This is a genomic window from Candidatus Desulforudis audaxviator MP104C (genome assembly GCF_000018425.1).
GTDB lineage: Bacteria > Bacillota > Desulfotomaculia > Desulfotomaculales > Desulforudaceae > Desulforudis > Desulforudis audaxviator.
In genome coordinates this window covers 571,018-587,072 of sequence record NC_010424.1, presented here as the reverse complement: position 1 = coordinate 587,072, position 16,055 = coordinate 571,018, and the positions used below count along the sequence as shown (strand labels likewise).

Below are 16,055 nucleotides of genomic sequence, written 5' to 3'. Positions count from 1 at the left end.
CTGACTCAATAATTTTACCACAACCCGTCCATACTGTGAACTAACTGCCAGACTAGTATACAATATTATGTTTGACAGACGCTCCCAATTTTGAGCGCCTAGTCTTCCACGCGGCCCGCCAGGTAAGTGAGGTGCCCGACCTCGACCCGGACCCGGACCAGCTGCCCGGCAAGCCCGGGTTCCCCAGGAAATACCACCGTCTTGTTGGTGCGGCTGCGCCCGGACAGCAGGTCCGGTCTGGTGGCGCTCGGCCCCTCGACCAGCACTTCCAGGACCTTTCCCTCCTCGGCCCGGTTCCGGGCCAGCCCGATCTCTTTCTGCACCTGGATCAACTCCTGGATACGCCTTGACTTCACGTCTTCCGGTACCTGGTCCGGCCATCCGGCGGCCGGGGTGCCCCGCCGGGGGTTGTACACGAAAGTGAAGGCCTGGTCGTACCCGACCCGCCGTACCAGGTCCAGCGTATCCGCGAAGTCTTCCTCCGTCTCCCCCGGGAACCCAACCATGAGGTCGGTGGTCAGAGAAACATCGGGAACCGCCGCCCGGATCCTGGCCACCAGGTCAAGGTAGTCCTCCCGGGTGTAGCCCCGGTTCATCCGCTGCAGGACCCGGTTTGACCCGGCCTGGGCCGGCAGGTGGATGTGCTCGCACACCTTCGCCGCCCGGGCGACCACCTCAATCAGCCTGTCCGTGAAGTCCCGCGGGTGGGAAGTGGTGAACCGGATGCGCCAGAGACCCTCGACTCCGTCCAGCCGGGCCAGGAGCGCCGCGAAGTCGATCCCTTCGCCCAGGTCCCGGCCGTAAGAGTTCACGTTCTGGCCGAGCAGAGTCACCTCGCGGTAGCCCGCCGCAGCCAGGCCGCAAACTTCGTCCACGACGGCGTCGGGACGGCGGCTGCATTCCCGCCCGCGGACATAGGGTACGACACAGTAGGTGCAGAAGTTGTTGCACCCATGGATGACCGGCACCCAGGCCCGCAAGCCGCTCTTGCGGCGGACCGGCAGCCCCTCCGGCACGGCGCTGTCCGGCTGCCGCACGCCCAGAACCGGCCGCCGCCCCGCCCGGACTTCCTCAATCAAACCCGGCAGTTCGTGGCGGTTGTGGGTGCCCAGCACCAGGTCCACCACCGGAAAACGCCGGATGATCTCCTCGGCCGTCCCCTCCTGCTGCGGCAGGCACCCCGAAACGGCCACGATCAGCTCAGGCTTGTCCCGCTTGTACCGCTTCAGGCTCCCCAGAAGCCCCCAGACCCTGTTTTCGGCGCTCTCGCGCACGCAGCAGGTGTTGATCAGCACCAGGTCGGCCTCCCTGAGGGATTTCGCTGGCTCGTAGCCCATTCCCTCAAGCAGCCCGGTCATCAGTTCAGAGTCAAATTCGTTCATCTGGCAGCCGAAGGTAATTGTATGCACGAACTTCCGTTCCATTTCCAATGCGAAAAACACCTCAACCTTATCTTATCCATCCCGCTAAACTTAGACAATCTCAAGGTTGTCTGGTTCAACTCGGAGAATGAGACGGAATAATTAACAATCATAGAGAGGGGCGGACTGCATAGACTGCGCTCGCCGATAGATACTAAGCGTGAATAGCAGGTGCCGGACAATTCCGGCCCAAGGAGTGAGAACGTATGTGGCCGAGTGCCGACGACCGGGATGACGAACACGTAGTGGCCCGAACGGAAACCGGTGCCGCCGTATTGAGCACGCCCGTGCACGAACCGGACGCCGCGGCGGAAGAAGCGGACGAGCTGATTGAAGGCCTCATGAACAACCCCACCTTTGAAAACCGTTAGTGGAGGAGGAAAAAATCCTTGGCAGCCAAGAAAAAGGAAAAGCGGAAGAAACAGAACGACAAGAAAGCACCGGTAGGCACCAACCGGCCGGTCGGCGCCGACATCGCCCCCGGCTACGTCGCCGAAGACCTGACCGGATACCGGGTGCCCTTCAACGACAAGAAGTAACAGACCCAAACCGCTGCCAGTTCCAGTTGCTGGCAGCATTTTTCTTTCCAGCCCGAACGGGAAAGGATTTCACCACCCCGGCGCAAAAGAGTATGACCCAAAGTGGGGGGTTTCTATAAAACACATAATTCGTATAATTCAGGAATTTCATTAGCATAATAAGACAAGTATTCAACCGTCATTCGGCAAGGAGGTGACAAACGTGGACTTTCAGATGAGCCAGATCGAAAAGCTGAACATCACCGAACTCTTGCGGCACGAAAGCCTGTGTGCCAAGAAGCTGTCCGCCTATATGAACCAGGTCCAGGATCCCCAGATCCGGTCGGTGCTCAGCCAGTACCACAATCTGTGCCAGCAGCACACGAACATGCTGAACAGCTTCATGCAGCAGGCCGGAATGCAAGGCGGCGGACAAACGGCCTAGACCTAAGCCCAATCAACACTTAAGGAGGGATAAAGGCATGCATCACCTGAACGACCGTGATATCGTGACCGACTGCCTCGAGGGTACCAAGCACGCGTCCGGCACTTTTCACCGGGCCGTCATCGAGGCATCCAACGACAACATCCGAAACGCCTTTTTCCGGATGCACAACGACACCCTGATGATGAACAAAACCCTGTTCGATCTTATGCATCAGCGGGGATGGTACCACGTCGAACCGGCCACCGGAATGGGGATGCGGACCCAGTTCCAGCAGCAATCTCCACACTACACCGCTTACCGCCCGGAGATGCAGCAGTTCCAGGGACCCAACCCCGGCGCTTTTTAGTCCGGAATCCAGGCAAACTTCGCAGCCCGCTGGCTGCGAAGTTTATTTATTTATTTATTTGGAACCCGTCGGTAACCCCCGGCGGCGAAGCTCCAACCCGAGCCGTCTGTCGCCGGGAACCTCCGGGAAGAGGGAAAAGCCGTAATGGGTAGAATTGGTGTAACATGGCTAATAAGGACAGGTTTCAGACAGGGCCCACCGGGTTCGGTGCCGGCCGCGGCACCCCGGAACTGTTCACTCCTCAGCGGATTCTTCTGCTGGGCTTCGGCCTGCTGATCGCCGCCGGCACCTTCCTTTTGAGCCTGCCCGCCGCCGTCGCCCCGGGCGGAGATAATAGTTTTCTCGTGGCGCTTTTCACCGCCACCTCGGCGACCTGCGTCGTCGGCCTGGTGGTGGTCGATACCGGCACCAACTGGTCGCCCTTCGGCCAGGCGGTGATCCTCGGCCTGATTCAGGTCGGCGGCCTGGGCTTCATCGTCGTGGCCAGCCTGATCCTGGTCCTTACGGGCCGTCGCATCGGCCTCCGCCAGCGCTTGCTCATCCGGGAATCGCTGAGTCAGAACCGGGTGGGGGGTGTCGTCCGCCTGGTGATCCAGATCATCGTGATCACCCTGGCGATCCAGGCCTTTTTCGCCGCCGTCCTCGCCGCAAGGTTCATCGCCGATTTCGGCTGGCCGCGGGGCCTGTGGATGGGCGTGTTTCACGGCGTGTCTGCTTTCAACAACGCCGGCTTTGATCTGTTCGGCGGCTTCCGGAGCCTGACGGCCTACACCGAGGACGTGATCGTGAACCTAGCCGTCGCCATCCCGGTGATCCTGGGCGGTCTGGGGTTCATCGTTATTGTTGACCTCTACCAGCAGCGCAGCTTCAAAAAATTGACCCTGCACAGCAAGATCGTCATCGTAACCACCGTCGTGCTCCTGGTGTTCAGCACCCTGGTTGTGCTGCTCCTGGAACACAACCGCGCCTTCGCCGATTTAACCGGTCCCGGAAAGGTCCTGGCCGCCTTTTTCCAGGCCGTTACCTCCCGCTCGGCCGGCTTTTCCACAGTGGCCACCGAGGCGCTGCACCCGGCCACCCAGTTCTTCACCATCGGGCTCATGTTCATCGGCGGCGGGCCGAACTCCGTCACCGGAGGGATTAAGGTGACCACCTTCGCGATCCTGCTCCTATCCGTCTGGACCCTGTCCCGGGGCAGCGAATCCATCGATGTGCGCGACCGGCGGATTCCCCTAGCGCAGTTCTACAAGGCGGTGGCCCTCACCATCATCCTGTTCGGCCTGATCTTTCTGGCCGCCCTCATTCTTTCGGTGACCGAACAGGCCGACTTTCTGACCACGCTGTTTGAGGCCACCTCCGCCGTGGGAATCGTGGGCTTGAGCATGGGCCTGACCCCGGAGCTTTCCCCGGCCGGGAAACTGGTGGTCACCATCTGTATGTTTATCGGCCGGCTTGGGCCGCTTACGATCATCTGGGCGTTGACTAAGCCGATCAAAAAGTCGAAACTCAAATACCCTGAGGAACAGGTCATCATCGGCTGAAAACCGCAAGGGCCGCACCTCCATTCCAGCTTTGGGTACCGACGTCGGGTTCGTACAGCTGTCAGTCCGAATCCCAACTCTTTCGGAGGATCGTTACTTGCGCGCCCCCGGCCGATCCTGAAAATGGCCGAAAAAAGACCTACTCTTTCTCGCGCTTCTCGACCGTCAGCCGAAGCTCGCCTTCCAGTTCATGCGGAGGCGTGGTCACCGGATCCTTCAGGAAGACTTGTTCCGGAGGGGCGGTCATCCGGTAGCCGTTGGAGACCATAAACCTGATCAGCCCCTGCAGAGCTTCGCCCAGCGTGTCCAGGTCGCCCTGGTGGGCGGCCATAACCTGGCGGTCCGGAACGTCCTTGAGTCCCGGCGTGGTGTCCGTCTCCGGCACGGACAGCGGTCCGTCCAGCTTGAGCGGCACCTGGACTTCCCACAGGAGTTCCTCGGGCGGCATGTAGGGGTTGTTCTTGAAAACCCCCACAGGGGGCCCCGCCGCCGTGTGGCCGTTCTCCCTGATCCACAGGTTCAAGTCCCGCACCGCTTCCGAAATCAGGCTGTAGGGCCCCTTGCCGGACTTGTAAGCTACGGTGCAGGCCGGAATGTTTTTCAACGTCACGGTTTCGGGCAAGCGGACAGTCCTCCTTTGCAATCCGCCCTCAGGCGGCAAATTCTACTCTGGATTTCTACACGCCGCTTAGAAAATCCTCCCCGGGCGGCCGCTCCGAGGGGGAACTAATATTGTTCACAGAGCACCTCGTAGTAGCTTTGGGGATGCGCACAAGCGGGGCAGATCTCCGGTGCCTCCTCGCCTTCACGGATATAACCGCAGTTCCGGCACTTCCAGCGCACCGGTTCCGTTCGGGAAAAGGTTTTCCCGTCGCGGATGTTCTGTAGCAAGGCCCGGTACCGGTTTTCATGATACTGTTCGGCCCGGGCGATACTGTCCAGAACGGCGGCGATCTCCGGAAAGCCCTCTTCGCGGGCCACCTCGGCGAACTCCTTGTACATGTTGGTCCACTCGTAGTTTTCGCCCTCGATGGCCGCTTCCAGATTGGCCTGTGTGTCCTGGATGCCTTTGAGGAACTTGAACAGGGTCTTGGCGTGTTCCTTCTCGTGTTCCGCGGTCTCCAGAAAAGCGCCGGCCACCTGCTCGAAGCCCTCTTTTTTCGCCACCGAAGCCCAGTACGTGTACTTGTTGCGGGCCATGGACTCCCCCGCGAAAGCCGCTTTGAGGTTCGCTTCCGTCCTGGTTCCTTTCAGGTCTTTCATCAAGGTCCACTCCTTTCGCCTCTATTCTAACTCATGCAGTTCGATCTTGTAGCCCGGCCCCAAAAAGGCGAAAGGACCGGGCCGATCGCCTGCAGGGTACCCAGGTCCAAAGGTATCGCCCCCGACAGAAGAATCTGTTGGTTCTTAACCAGGGCGGGGCCGGTGGTTACCGATCGGATCGCCGGCGTACCGCCAGCGCGGCCTAGATCGCTCAGCCCTTCCCGGCCCGGTCCCCGACCTGGACCACCTGCCCGTCGCGCACCACCACGGGCACCCGGTTGACTCGGTAGGTTCCTTTGACCAGCTTCTTGGCTTCCGGGTCGAGACTGACGTTGATTTCCTCGAACTCCAGGCCTTGCTCCCGGTACTCGCGTATCAGGCCCGCGCAGAAAGGACACCCGGTTTTGGTATACACAATGGTTCTGCCCAAGCCCGTACCCCCCAAGGCTTGATGATCCGCATTCCGTTCCCATTATCTTTCACCGTCCGTTTCCCCAATCCTGCCAAGAAGCTTGCATAATTTGCATCTGCTCGCTGCCGACCGGCCTTCAGCGCCGCCTTCGTTCCATATTTAACCGCCGGCGAAATTTAATAGCCGGCCCCGAGGCAAAGCGCGGTGAGCTCTCAGGTGGGTGTTTTCGCTTGCCTGGCGATGAGTGATGCGAAAACGCCGGCGCCAAAACCGTTATCGATGTTCACAACGGCAAGCCCGGGTGAGCAGGCCTGAAGCATGGTCATCAGCCCTGCTATGCCTCCTTTGCCCATACCGTAACCCACTGAGGTGGGAACACCAACCACCGGAACGTCCACGTTGCTGGAAACGACGATGGGGAGCACCGCATCCATACCGGCGACCACCACTATTGCCGCCACATTATTCTCTAGCATCTCGGTAAGGGGCCCATAAAGCCGGTGGATACCGGCAACTCCCACATCGTAAGCCTTGATTACTTCGCAGCCCATCACTGTGGCGGTGACCACCGCCTCTTCGGCAACCGATATATCAGCTGTGCCTGCGGCCAACACCCCGATCTTGCCGGCCTTCGGGAAAGAGTGTCCTTTTTGTTTGAGGATGACCGTTCTGGCCTGCCGGTTGATCACCAGTTCATAGCCGTCGGGCAGATCGGCTTCAAGCTCCTTTAAATCTTCATCTTTCACCCGTGTAATCAAGGCATAGCCGCTCTCTTCGGCCATCGCCAGGGCAAGCCTCCTTACATCTTCAGGAAGCTTGCCTTGGGCCAGAATCGCCTCCGGAGCGCCTGTCCTCTGTGCCCGATTCACGTCCAGCTTCGCCACTTCGGCCACACTTTTTATGTTCAGCACCCGCAGCTTGTTTTTAGCAGTGGCTATGTCGATTTTTCCCTCCAGAAGAGCCCTTAAAATTTCTTCCACGAATAAATCCCCCTTAAAGAAAAGTTGCCGCAAACGCACAAACAAACCCTAAGTGGACTATAGTTTCGGAAGGCAACTTTATTTATTCCTTAATCCAAGGCAGGGTTTTTTTATTCGTAGTCTTGTTCCCCAGGCGGCCTGCCGCATGCAGGACGCAGCACGGCGCCGATACTGGCCGGAGCAACCATCTGGACGTACCTGGCCAGCCAGCCGGTGAGTCCCTGCCTGAGCGGCGGCGTAAAGGCCGCCTTTCTGGCGGCCAGCTCTTCCTGCGGCACCAGCAGCTCCAGCGTGCCCGCTTCCAGGTCATAAGAGATCAGATCGCCGTCCTTGATCAGGGCAATGGGGCCGCCGCTGGCGGCTTCGGGGCAGACGTGGCCGATGCAGGCACCCCGCGTGCCGCCGGAGAAGCGGCCGTCGGTAACTAGCGCTACCGACTCACCTAACCCCATCCCCACCAGCGCCGCCGTGGGGCCCAGCATCTCCATAAAGCCGGGACCGCCTTTCGGCCCCTCAAAGCGGATGACTACAACATCGCCATGCTTGATGCGCCCACCCAGGATGGCGGCAGAAGCCTCCGCCTCCGAATTGAAGACTACCGCCGGCCCCTGATGGCGCATCATCTGCGGCACCACCGCCGCCGTCTTCACCACTGCCCCCTCCGGCGCCAGGCTGCCGAAAAGGACCTTCAACCCCCCCACGGGGCTCAACGGCTCCTCTACGCCGCGAATGACTCGCGGGTCAAGGCTTTGGACCTGGCCTACGGTTTCCCCCAAAGTTTCTCCGGTAACCGTCAGGCAGTCCAGGTTGAGCAGGCCGGGCTTGCGGGATAGCTCGCCCAATACGGCACTGACGCCGCCGGCGCGGTCCACGTCTTCGATGTGCAAGCTTGAGGCCGGAGAAATCTTGCAGAGGGTGGGCGTACGGGCGGATATCAGGTTGACGCGTTTAAGGGGGTAGTTTATTCCTGCCTCCTGGGCGACAGCCAGAAGGTGCAATATGGTGTTGGTAGAGCCGCCCATGGCTACGTCCAGGGCAAAGGCGTTATCAATCGCCTCCGGGGTGACGATGTCCCGTGGCCGGAGATCCCGTTTAATCAGCTCTACAATTTGGCGCCCGGCCCACTTTTTCAGCTCACTTCTTCTCGGGTCGACGGCTAAAATGGTGCCGTTGCCGGGCAAAGCCAGGCCCAAGGCCTCACAGAGGCAGTTCATGGAGTTGGCGGTAAACATGCCGGCGCAGCTGCCGTAACCGGGACAGGCGGCCTGCTCCAGCTCCAACAGGTCGCCTGCATCGATCTTGCCGGCGCGGAAAGCCCCGATCCCTTCAAAGACAGAAATCAGGTCTATCGGGCGGCCGTCCTTGGCCCGCCCGGCTTTCATCGGGCCGCCGGAGACAAAGATGGTGGGGATATTGAGCCGCACGGCCGCCATCAACATGCCGGGCACGATTTTGTCGCAATTGGGGATACAGATGAGGCCGTCAAACCGGTGGCCTTGCACCATTGTTTCCACACTGTCGGCGACCAGTTCCCGGGAAGGCAGGCTGTAGCGCATGCCGGGGTGATTCATGGCAATGCCGTCGCACAAGGCCAGGGTGTTGAACTCAAAAGGAACGCCCCCCGCTTCCCGCACCGCTTCTTTAATTTCCTTGACAAATTCGTTCAGATGGGCATGTCCCGGCACGATTTCGGCGAAGGAATTGGCAATGGCCACAAAAGGTTTCTGGAAATCCGCTTCGTCTTTAATGATGCCGGTGGCCCGCAGCAGGCTGCGGTGCGGGGCGCGCTCCACGCCCTTTTTGATGACTTCGCTGTTCATAAAACCCTCCCCATAAAATTGTATCGCTCAGGTGTGTTGCCCTCCGAATATAAACTTGCGGAAAGGCCTCCGCCGACCGGGGGTCGAACTGCTGCCGGTGCCCCTCCAACGTAAAGTATAAATTAAGGCACTCCCGTAACCCGGCAGAGGAGGGATCGAAATTTTTGACCTTGCTCTCCTGCAGGGTTTTTATCTTTTCCAGAACCTGATCCTTCGTTGGCTCAAGCACACAGTCAAGCCGCCGGAGGACGGTCATGGGCAGTAAGACGTCCTTGTACTGGTTCGGCCGGTATGGGCCTCGAAGGAGATCTGCCACCGACCAGATGAAGGCGACTTTCTCGCCGAAGTTGTTCATGCTTCCGACCTCCATCTGCTTTCTCCGGCGTGGATATGGCCCGGGTTCACCACCGGGTTCATTTCCTTAAACTGCCAAACTGCACAAAACTTCGGTGAGAAGGGTGATCAAGGCACCCCCCCCCCCCCCCAATTTCTTCCATTTCTGCAGCGGGTATCCGCAGAAACGCGTCCACCACACGCGGGTCGAACTGCCGCCCTGCTCCCCGGCGCAGCTCCTCGATTGCTTCTTCGGCCGTGCGTGCGCGGCGGTAAGGCCTGTCGGAGGTCATGGCGTCGTAAGCGTCAGCCGCGCTGATAATGCGCGCCAGGAGGGGTATCTCCTCCCCGGCCAGGCCGTCCGGGTAGCCACCCCCACTCCAGTCCTCGTGGTGGTGCCGTATGGCAGCAACCACCTGCGGATGAAACCCGGCCGGCTCCACGATCCTTTCTCCCACCACAGGGTGGCTCCTAACCTCCTCCCACTCCGCCGGCTCAAGGGGTCCGGGCTTTAAAAGAATGCTCTCGGGTATGCCGATTTTGCCTATGTCGTGCAGGAGCGCGGCTAGGTAGAGCTGCTCCCGCTCCTCATCGCTTAAGCCCAGGGCCCGGGCACACGCCTGCCCCAGCCGGGCCACCCGCACGGAGTGCCCCCGCGTATACTTGTCCTTGGCCTCCAGGGCCGCTGCCAGCGCCTGCAGGGTGCTCAGGTAGTACTGGCGCAGGGACGCGTACAGGCGGGCGTTTTCCAGCGCCAAGCCCACCTGGCCCGCCACGGTGGCCAGATACCCAACTTCTTCTTCTGACCAGCGTCGCGGTACTGGAGAGTACACCTTCAGGGTGCCCAGAATCTTGCCCCCCGCTCTTACCGGCGCCACAGCCACCGCCCGCATCTCGGGCGCATAATAGGGCAGCTGCATGCCGGGCCCGGCGGCGGCCGTATCGTCCACCGCCACCGGCTCCCCTCTCCGGAGCACTTCGCCCAGCAGGCTGCCCTCCGGCCGGACACGGGCCGCTCTTCCCTGCAGCTCCGCGCTCATGCCCGAGCTGGCCTTGAGCACCAGTTCGCCCGTCTCCTCATCAAGCAGGCACAGCGCATACCACTGCGCGCCAAGGACCTCCCCTACACCAGCCAGAGCTGCTTCGAGCACCTTGCTCTCCTCGAGGTGGCCGGCCAGCGCCTGTCCCAGCTCGATCAGGCGTTCCAGCATGGCCGCCCTCGCCTGGAGTTGACGATAAAGGCGGGCGTTTTGCAGCGTCAGCCCCAGGCCGGTGCCCAGGGTGGTCAAGAAAGCGGCCTCCTCCTCGCTGAAGGGCGCGCCTTCCGGCCGGCCCGCGATGGTCAGCACGCCCGTCACCTTGCCCTCTACCATGAGGGGCACGGCTACCGCCGGCCGCCTTTCTGCGGCCGTACCGGCTCCGGGGCGGCTGTCGAAGTGCACGGCGCGCGTTTCCCGCTCGACGGCGGCAACGACTTCGCCGGCCGGCACGACCCGGAACTCGTCGCCGGGCTCCAGGGTCGCCGCCGTCTCGGCAGCCAGGGCCCCCGGCATCTCCTCGCTCAGCATCACCACGGACCCGCTGGTGGCGCCGGTCACCTTCAGCACCGCCTCCAGGGCCCGCTGCGCCACCTCGCTTACCTCGAGGGTTTCTTGTACCGTTCGGGAGAAGTCGTAGAGAAAGGCCATTTCGTCCGCTTTCTTCCAGGCCTCTCGCGGCTCCGCCCCCCGGGCCAGCTTGTCCCTGTACATGGCGTCGTCGGCCTCTTTGTATGCCTCGACCAGCGGACGCCCCGGATCTTCGGCCGTGGCCGTGCCCACCGAAATGCTCAGGGGGAACTCGGGGCGCCCCGCATTATCCTCCGCCGCGGCCTGGGTTATGCGCCGCGCCACTTCCTCCGCCGCCGCCCGGTCCGTTTGCGGCAGCACCGCGGCAAATTCATCTCCGCCGACCCGGGCCACCAGGTCGGACCCCCGGACGCAGCTGGCGATCACCCTGGCGGCGCGGCGTAAGAGCTCGTCGCCCCGCGCGTGGCCCAAGGTGTCGTTAACCACCTTCAGGTCGTCGATGTCGCAGAGGATGAGACTTACAGGAAAGGAGCGACCTTTCTCCAGCCGCCGCAGTTCCTCCTCGAAGAAGGCGCGGTTGTAAAGCCCGGTGAGAGCGTCATGGGTGCTCCAGTGCCTCAGTTTATCCTCCATCTGCTTGCGCTCGCCGATGTCGCGGATGCACTGGACCGCCCCGAGCAAGTTTCCCGCTTCATCATAGATTGGCGCCGCAATGGTCCAGAAATGAAGGCCTCTGCCGCCGTAAGCGTAAGGGGCAAAACCTTCGCCGACAAGAACCTGGCCCTTCCGCTCGATTTTCTCGTACTTCCGCTCCCACTCCCTACCGTTGCCCAGCAGGATGTTTACGAGGATGGGCCTGGGTTCCCCGTAAAACGGGACGGCATAGGCGTATTCGCCCCTGCCCAGCACTTCTTCCTTCCTGACTCCCGTCATTTCTTCCGCGGCCCGGTTCCACACGACCGCCCTGCCTTCGCGGTCGACGGCAAGGACGCCATCCGGGAGGGAGTCGACGATCCTCTCGAGAAAGCCCAGTCCCCACTCTGTCTTTTCCGTTCGCCGTCCTGAGTTCACGCTATCCACCACCCGTTGCCCCAAAAAGAATCTCCATTAAGGAAAACCCCAGGCTGTTTTGCAGCCCGCACCGTGGGCAGCCGGACCTGGAAAGAACTTTACAGCAACCGCAGTTCCATTGAGAGGCTGTTCTCCATACTGAAAGCATACCTCAACATGGACCGGTTGACAAAAAGAGAAATTGAAAAGGCATTTACAGATTTAAACTAAGCGGGCCCGGGGCCATATCCCGGGAGATCCTCGAGGTGATCAAGGACCGCCACCAGATCCGCTTCACCATCGTCGTCGCAAGCCAGAGCGTGATCATCACTACCGATTTGGAGTTCCGCAAGGGGGGTGATAAGCACTCGGCCCTTGTTGAAAAAGCGCTTTCCCACTAAAGCTCTGGTTACCTAATCTTGGATGTATCACGTTGGAAAACAATGGTTAGGGAATTTTGGGGTTGTCTCGGAACTTACACCAGTGAAGTACTCTTGACTCCGTTTTTTAGTAATGAGTCGTGCTGCCGGTCGTTTGAATGCCGAAAACTTTCTCCGCATTGTATCTTGCAATCCGGGCAATGATTTCCAGGGGGACCCCGTTCAGCTCCAGATACCGCACAGCCTTCGGAACGCTCAGGGGGTCGTTGGGTTTGAGGTTGCTGTAATCGCTGTTTAGCACCCCTCGCTGGAAACGTTCCAGGTGGTTCAGCAACAGATGGGGCGTAAGTCCTTCTTGGCGAATGGTGAGCCCGGGAACGGCCCCAAAGTCCTCGATTAAGTGAATAATATCCAAATTGGCGTGGTCGATGATCACTTTTCCGGGCTCCATCCCGACGGCGGCGGCAATTTCAATCGTCTTGTTGGTTATCTTCACCCTGTCCTGTGGCGGGGTGTGAAGGATTACCGGTACTCTGTGTTCCTTGGCTACCTTCAATTGCTCCTTTAGCACGTCCTGCTCCCGCCGGCTTCCCTCATGCAGGCCGATTTCTCCTAAGCCGACGACGTCATTCATCTTCAAGTAGCCTGGGAGGGCGTCGATCACCCTGGGCCAGTCTTCCGGTGTCCCCATGGGGTGAATGCCGACTGCGAGGAAAAGCTTGATGCCATTTTCGGCAGCATTCTTCACCGAAAGGGTTGACATTTGGTGGAAATGGTCAAAGAGTGTTTCCGCATGCTTTGCCCCAAAAAATATGGCACAGCCGATAATCTTTTTCACCCCGGCCAGGGCCATGTTTTCCAGCCCTTCGTACGGAAGCAACGAAACGTGTGTGTGAGAATCTACAATTCCTTCCATAACGATTTCCCCGCCCCCCTATTGTGCCGGAAGCGGACCCTCCTTTTCGTTGTTGTATGTTCAAATCATTGTTGAAGGGGAAGCTTCTTACTTCCCCCTTTCCCGCAGGTATTATGGTCAGGGTTTGATGTAGGCGTACCCTTCAGCCTGTTTTCTGGCAATTTCTGTTATGCCGGCCGGCACAACCGTTACAAAGTCAGGGAGGCTCCCCTCGTCAATAGACTGAGCTTTGAGAGCGTTCCGGCACGCGGCAAAGTTTACTCCCATCTCTGACAACTGCTTCATCTGCTCCATTAGTGCTCCGGTAGCAGGTCCGCAGCACCGGCCGCCGCCCCCGGTTGGCAGGCAGCTGTTCCTGAAAACGGAAACCGCCTCACCGTTGGCCACTACTTCGGCGTTTCCTTGCCCCGCGTCGTTCAAGAAATTGGTGATGTTTACGAGTACTCTTTGCCACCGGTCGGATTCGTTAATGTGGAAGAGGACCTTCAACCGCGACCCCTCCTTAATCTTGTGTTTTAACTTTTTTCGCGGCGACAGGGATCTATTGAAATTGCAGTTGCGTAAGATATTAAGAATTATACGGCCGATCATGCTATCCTGCAAGTGGTGCAAGCTCGGGTTCGGGTCGGACGCCACAAACCTCGAACGGAATCTCTACCTCACGGTCCAGCTCTTGGAAATACATGCGCTCGTTCAGTGTTTTCTCCCCCGCCGCCCAGGGGAACATATCCAATTTCTCCCAAATACCCATAAAGCATTGCCGCGCAAGGTTTTATGGACTGTGTTTTCTTGTGAGTGATACTACGCACTCGATGTGACTGGTCTGGGGAAACATGTCCACGGGTTGAACCTTCACAACATCGAAACCAAGCTCGGCCAGGCGCCCCAGGTCCCGGGCCAGGGTGGCCGGAGCACAGGACACATACACCACCCGCCGGGGCCGCAGGCGCCCCAGGGCTTCGAGCGCCGCCGGGCCGCAACCCCGGCGCGGCGGGTCAAGGACGGCCACGTCTACCCGCCGGCCCCGGGCCGCCCATTCCGGAAGTAGGTCCTCCACCGCCCCCTGTTCGAAGCGGACGTTTTTTATTCCGTTGCGGAGCGCGTTCTCCTGGGCGTCGGCCACCGCCGCCGGCAGGGCTTCGAACCCGATTACGCTTTTTGCCCGTGAGGCCAGGAAAAGGGCGATGGTGCCGATGCCGCTGTACGCGTCCACCACCGTCTCCTTCCCGGTCAGCCCGGCGAACAGGCGCGCGATTTCATACGTTTTTTCAGCCTGCTCCGGGTTCACCTGGAAGAATGAGGCGGGACCGATCCGGAACTTGAGCCCGCCCAGATGTTCGGTGATCGCAGGCTCACCGGCCCGGACCCGGTTCTCCGGCCCGAGCAGTTCCCGGGTTTCCAGAGCGTTGACGTTCCGGATCACCGAAACCACCCCGGGCTCTTCCGCGGTAAGCCGCTCGGCGAACTCCCGCTCCCCCGGCCAGTTTTGGCGGCCGGTTACCAGCACCAGCATAATCTCCCCGGTGGCCGCGGCCCGGCGCAGCAGCAGGTTGCGCAGGTACCCCCGTTGCGTCTCCCAATCGTACAGCGGTACGCGCAGGCTTTCCAGGAGCGCGGCGGCGCGGGCCGCCACCCGCAGAAGGTCCCGCTGCACCAGGAGACAACCGGAACCGCCATCTGCGTCAACAAAGCAGGTGACCCGGTGCGAGCCGCGGGCCAGAAAGCCCAGGGCCAGGCGCCCCGAGTCCCGGCTGACGTGAAAGTGCGCCTTGTTCCGGTAATGCCGGGGCTCATTCATCCCCAGGGTGTTGGCCACCGGCACCTCTCCCAGACCCCCGAGCCGGGTCAGGGCGTCCCGCACCTGCACGGTTTTCCACCGCAGTTGTTCCGGGTAGTCTATGTGCAGTAGGTGACAGCCCCCACAGTCACCGAAGAGGGCGCATCCCGGTTCGACCCGGGTTCTCGACCTTTCGAGCACTTCCACCAAGCGCCCGCGGGCAAACGTCCTGCCCACGGCGGTAATCTCCACCCGCACCCGTTCTCCCGGCACCACCAGGGGCACAAACATGACCAGCCCTTGCCGCCGGCCGACCCCCTCGCCCACGTGGCTGAGGCCCGTAATTTCGATCTCGGCGCGATCGCCGACATTCAGTCCGTCAACCGTACTCACCGGTTCCCAACCCCTCCCTGGGATCAAGTGGCTGCAGGTCTATGGTCTCACATTTGAGGCAGAGCCATCCGCGCGCTCCGGATCAGCCCGCCCGGCTGCGGTGCAACTCGGGCTTCAGCGCCCCGTCCCCGGTGAACATCTTCCGGTACGACACTCCCACCAGGATCAGGCACCCGATGGCTACCGCGGCCGCGATCATCAGCATGACCACGATCTGGTACCGCACCGCCTCCTGCGGATCGACGCCGCCCAGGATCTGCCCGGTCATCATTCCGGGCAGGCTGACCAGTCCCACCACCATCAGCGAATTGATGGTCGGGGTCATGCCGGCCCGGACCGCCTCCCGCACACAGTCCCGGACCGCCTCCCAGGGCGTGGCGCCGAACGCCAACAGGGTGTCCACCTCGCCCCGGCGGGCCCGCGTCTCGGCGTACAGCCGGTCCAGCGACAGGGCGATGCCGTTCATCGAGTTCCCCAGGATCAGGCCGAACATCGGGATCACGATCCGGGCGCTGTACCAGGGCTCAGGCCCGATAATCAGTTGGGTGACCAGCGTGCCCACGAAAAAGGTGCTGCACACCAGGGACAGGTAGGCCGGCAGGGTAGGCTTGCCGGGTACGTTTTTGGCCCGCTGCACCGAGGCCCGGGCGGCGATCCAACACATCGCCAGCACCAACAGGATCACCACCACCAGGCTGTCCAGGGCGAAGACGTAATTCAGCACGTAGCCGATCAGCGACAGTTGCACGAAGGTCCGCACCGAACCCCAGAGCAGGGATTTCAACAATCCCAGGCGCAGGGCCGCCGAAACGGCTCCAGTGATCACCACCAGGATCACGCTCAGAGCCAGTTGAAAATCGGAGATGGGAATCAAAGAGGCGTCCAACGA

At 60.8% G+C, this 16,055-nt stretch carries 19 protein-coding genes; 7 read left to right on the top strand and 12 right to left on the bottom strand.

The genetic code is table 11. The features are described from left to right. Nucleotides 1–98 precede the first annotated feature (98 nt). On the bottom strand, nt 99–1,424 hold the full coding sequence (miaB, locus tag DAUD_RS02785; RefSeq protein ID WP_049752642.1) for a tRNA (N6-isopentenyl adenosine(37)-C2)-methylthiotransferase MiaB: 1,326 nt from the start codon (nt 1,422–1,424) through the stop codon (nt 99–101). 203 nt (nt 1,425–1,627) lie between these two features. Here miaB and DAUD_RS12305 point away from each other — a divergent pair, with 203 nt between their 5' ends. The 5 genes from DAUD_RS12305 (at nt 1,628) to DAUD_RS02770 (ending at nt 4,274) form a co-directional block, all read left to right on the top strand. After that, on the top strand, nt 1,628–1,792 hold the full coding sequence (locus tag DAUD_RS12305; RefSeq protein ID WP_166485079.1) for a hypothetical protein: 165 nt from the start codon (nt 1,628–1,630) through the stop codon (nt 1,790–1,792). 18 nt (nt 1,793–1,810) lie between these two features. Continuing rightward, nucleotides 1,811–1,960: a hypothetical protein gene (locus DAUD_RS12300; protein ID WP_012301678.1), complete on the top strand. Its 150-nt coding sequence runs from the start codon at nt 1,811–1,813 to the stop codon at nt 1,958–1,960. Nucleotides 1,961–2,162: 202 nt separating this feature from the next. Beyond that, nucleotides 2,163–2,384, top strand: a complete 222-nt coding sequence (locus DAUD_RS02780) for a spore coat protein (RefSeq protein WP_012301677.1) — start codon at nt 2,163–2,165, stop codon at nt 2,382–2,384. Between the two features lie 37 nt (nt 2,385–2,421). Continuing rightward, a complete protein-coding gene (locus DAUD_RS02775; RefSeq protein ID WP_012301676.1) occupies nt 2,422–2,733 on the top strand; it encodes a spore coat protein in 312 nt (103 codons plus the stop codon). A 164-nt stretch (nt 2,734–2,897) separates the two neighbouring features. Beyond that, on the top strand, nt 2,898–4,274 hold the full coding sequence (locus DAUD_RS02770) for a TrkH family potassium uptake protein (RefSeq protein ID WP_012301675.1): 1,377 nt from the start codon (nt 2,898–2,900) through the stop codon (nt 4,272–4,274). Between the two features lie 139 nt (nt 4,275–4,413). Here DAUD_RS02770 and DAUD_RS02765 read toward each other — a convergent pair whose 3' ends face one another. From DAUD_RS02765 to DAUD_RS11915, 7 genes are all read right to left on the bottom strand, one after another. Beyond that, complete coding sequence (locus DAUD_RS02765) at nt 4,414–4,896, bottom strand: GyrI-like domain-containing protein (protein WP_012301674.1); 483 nt, start codon at nt 4,894–4,896, stop codon at nt 4,414–4,416. 104 nt (nt 4,897–5,000) lie between these two features. After that, the gene (gene rbr / locus DAUD_RS02760) at nt 5,001–5,537 is read right to left on the bottom strand and encodes a rubrerythrin (protein ID WP_012301673.1); all 537 of its coding nucleotides are present in this window, start codon (nt 5,535–5,537) and stop codon (nt 5,001–5,003) included. 211 nt (nt 5,538–5,748) lie between these two features. Then, nucleotides 5,749–5,967, bottom strand: coding sequence for a glutaredoxin (locus DAUD_RS02755; RefSeq protein ID WP_012301672.1), 219 nt, complete (start codon nt 5,965–5,967; stop codon nt 5,749–5,751). 194 nt (nt 5,968–6,161) lie between these two features. Then, nucleotides 6,162–6,929, bottom strand: a complete 768-nt coding sequence (larB, locus tag DAUD_RS02750; RefSeq protein WP_041570756.1) for a nickel pincer cofactor biosynthesis protein LarB — start codon at nt 6,927–6,929, stop codon at nt 6,162–6,164. A 110-nt stretch (nt 6,930–7,039) separates the two neighbouring features. Further along, the gene (gene ilvD, locus DAUD_RS02745; RefSeq protein WP_012301670.1) at nt 7,040–8,749 is read right to left on the bottom strand and encodes a dihydroxy-acid dehydratase; all 1,710 of its coding nucleotides are present in this window, start codon (nt 8,747–8,749) and stop codon (nt 7,040–7,042) included. After that, entirely contained in the window at nt 8,673–9,104 is a 432-nt protein-coding gene (locus DAUD_RS13195) for a type I restriction-modification system subunit M N-terminal domain-containing protein (protein ID WP_041570755.1), read from the bottom strand. The genes ilvD and DAUD_RS13195 overlap by 77 nt, the downstream gene beginning before the upstream one ends. Before the next feature lie 58 nt (nt 9,105–9,162). Continuing rightward, the gene (locus DAUD_RS11915; protein WP_242647877.1) at nt 9,163–11,721 is read right to left on the bottom strand and encodes a diguanylate cyclase domain-containing protein; all 2,559 of its coding nucleotides are present in this window, start codon (nt 11,719–11,721) and stop codon (nt 9,163–9,165) included. Nucleotides 11,722–11,793: 72 nt separating this feature from the next. On the opposite strand from DAUD_RS11915, the gene DAUD_RS11910 reads away from it, so the two are divergent. After that, entirely contained in the window at nt 11,794–11,931 is a 138-nt protein-coding gene (locus DAUD_RS11910) for a transposase (RefSeq protein ID WP_242647876.1), read from the top strand. 35 nt (nt 11,932–11,966) lie between these two features. Next, on the top strand, nt 11,967–12,101 hold the full coding sequence (locus tag DAUD_RS12895) for a hypothetical protein (RefSeq protein ID WP_278183781.1): 135 nt from the start codon (nt 11,967–11,969) through the stop codon (nt 12,099–12,101). A gap of 106 nt (nt 12,102–12,207) precedes the next feature. Here the strand turns inward: DAUD_RS12895 and DAUD_RS02725 are convergent, their stop codons facing one another. The 4 genes from DAUD_RS02725 to DAUD_RS02710 form a co-directional block, all read right to left on the bottom strand. Then, a complete protein-coding gene (locus DAUD_RS02725) occupies nt 12,208–12,996 on the bottom strand; it encodes a TatD family hydrolase (protein WP_012301667.1) in 789 nt (262 codons plus the stop codon). A gap of 117 nt (nt 12,997–13,113) precedes the next feature. Further along, nucleotides 13,114–13,485, bottom strand: coding sequence for a DsrE family protein (locus DAUD_RS02720; RefSeq protein WP_012301666.1), 372 nt, complete (start codon nt 13,483–13,485; stop codon nt 13,114–13,116). A gap of 283 nt (nt 13,486–13,768) precedes the next feature. Then, entirely contained in the window at nt 13,769–15,166 is a 1,398-nt protein-coding gene (gene rlmD / locus DAUD_RS02715; protein WP_012301665.1) for a 23S rRNA (uracil(1939)-C(5))-methyltransferase RlmD, read from the bottom strand. An 82-nt stretch (nt 15,167–15,248) separates the two neighbouring features. Beyond that, nucleotides 15,249–16,052 (bottom strand): ABC transporter permease, encoded by an 804-nt coding sequence (locus DAUD_RS02710; protein WP_012301664.1) that lies wholly within the window; start codon nt 16,050–16,052, stop codon nt 15,249–15,251. Between the last annotated feature and the right edge of the window lie 3 nt (nt 16,053–16,055).

Excerpts from the sequence above, each read along its gene's own strand:
- DAUD_RS02770 (WP_012301675.1), top strand. The coding sequence starts at position 2,898 with ATGGCTAATAAGGACAGGTTTCAGACAGGGCCCACCGGGTTCGGTGCC.
- miaB (WP_049752642.1), bottom strand. The coding sequence starts at position 1,424 with ATGGAACGGAAGTTCGTGCATACAATTACCTTCGGCTGCCAGATGAAC.
- DAUD_RS13195 (WP_041570755.1), bottom strand. The coding sequence starts at position 9,104 with ATGAACAACTTCGGCGAGAAAGTCGCCTTCATCTGGTCGGTGGCAGAT.
- DAUD_RS12305 (WP_166485079.1), top strand. The coding sequence starts at position 1,628 with ATGTGGCCGAGTGCCGACGACCGGGATGACGAACACGTAGTGGCCCGA.
- rbr (WP_012301673.1), bottom strand. The coding sequence starts at position 5,537 with ATGAAAGACCTGAAAGGAACCAGGACGGAAGCGAACCTCAAAGCGGCT.
- DAUD_RS02725 (WP_012301667.1), bottom strand. The coding sequence starts at position 12,996 with ATGGAAGGAATTGTAGATTCTCACACACACGTTTCGTTGCTTCCGTAC.
- DAUD_RS02775 (WP_012301676.1), top strand. The coding sequence starts at position 2,422 with ATGCATCACCTGAACGACCGTGATATCGTGACCGACTGCCTCGAGGGT.
- ilvD (WP_012301670.1), bottom strand. The coding sequence starts at position 8,749 with ATGAACAGCGAAGTCATCAAAAAGGGCGTGGAGCGCGCCCCGCACCGC.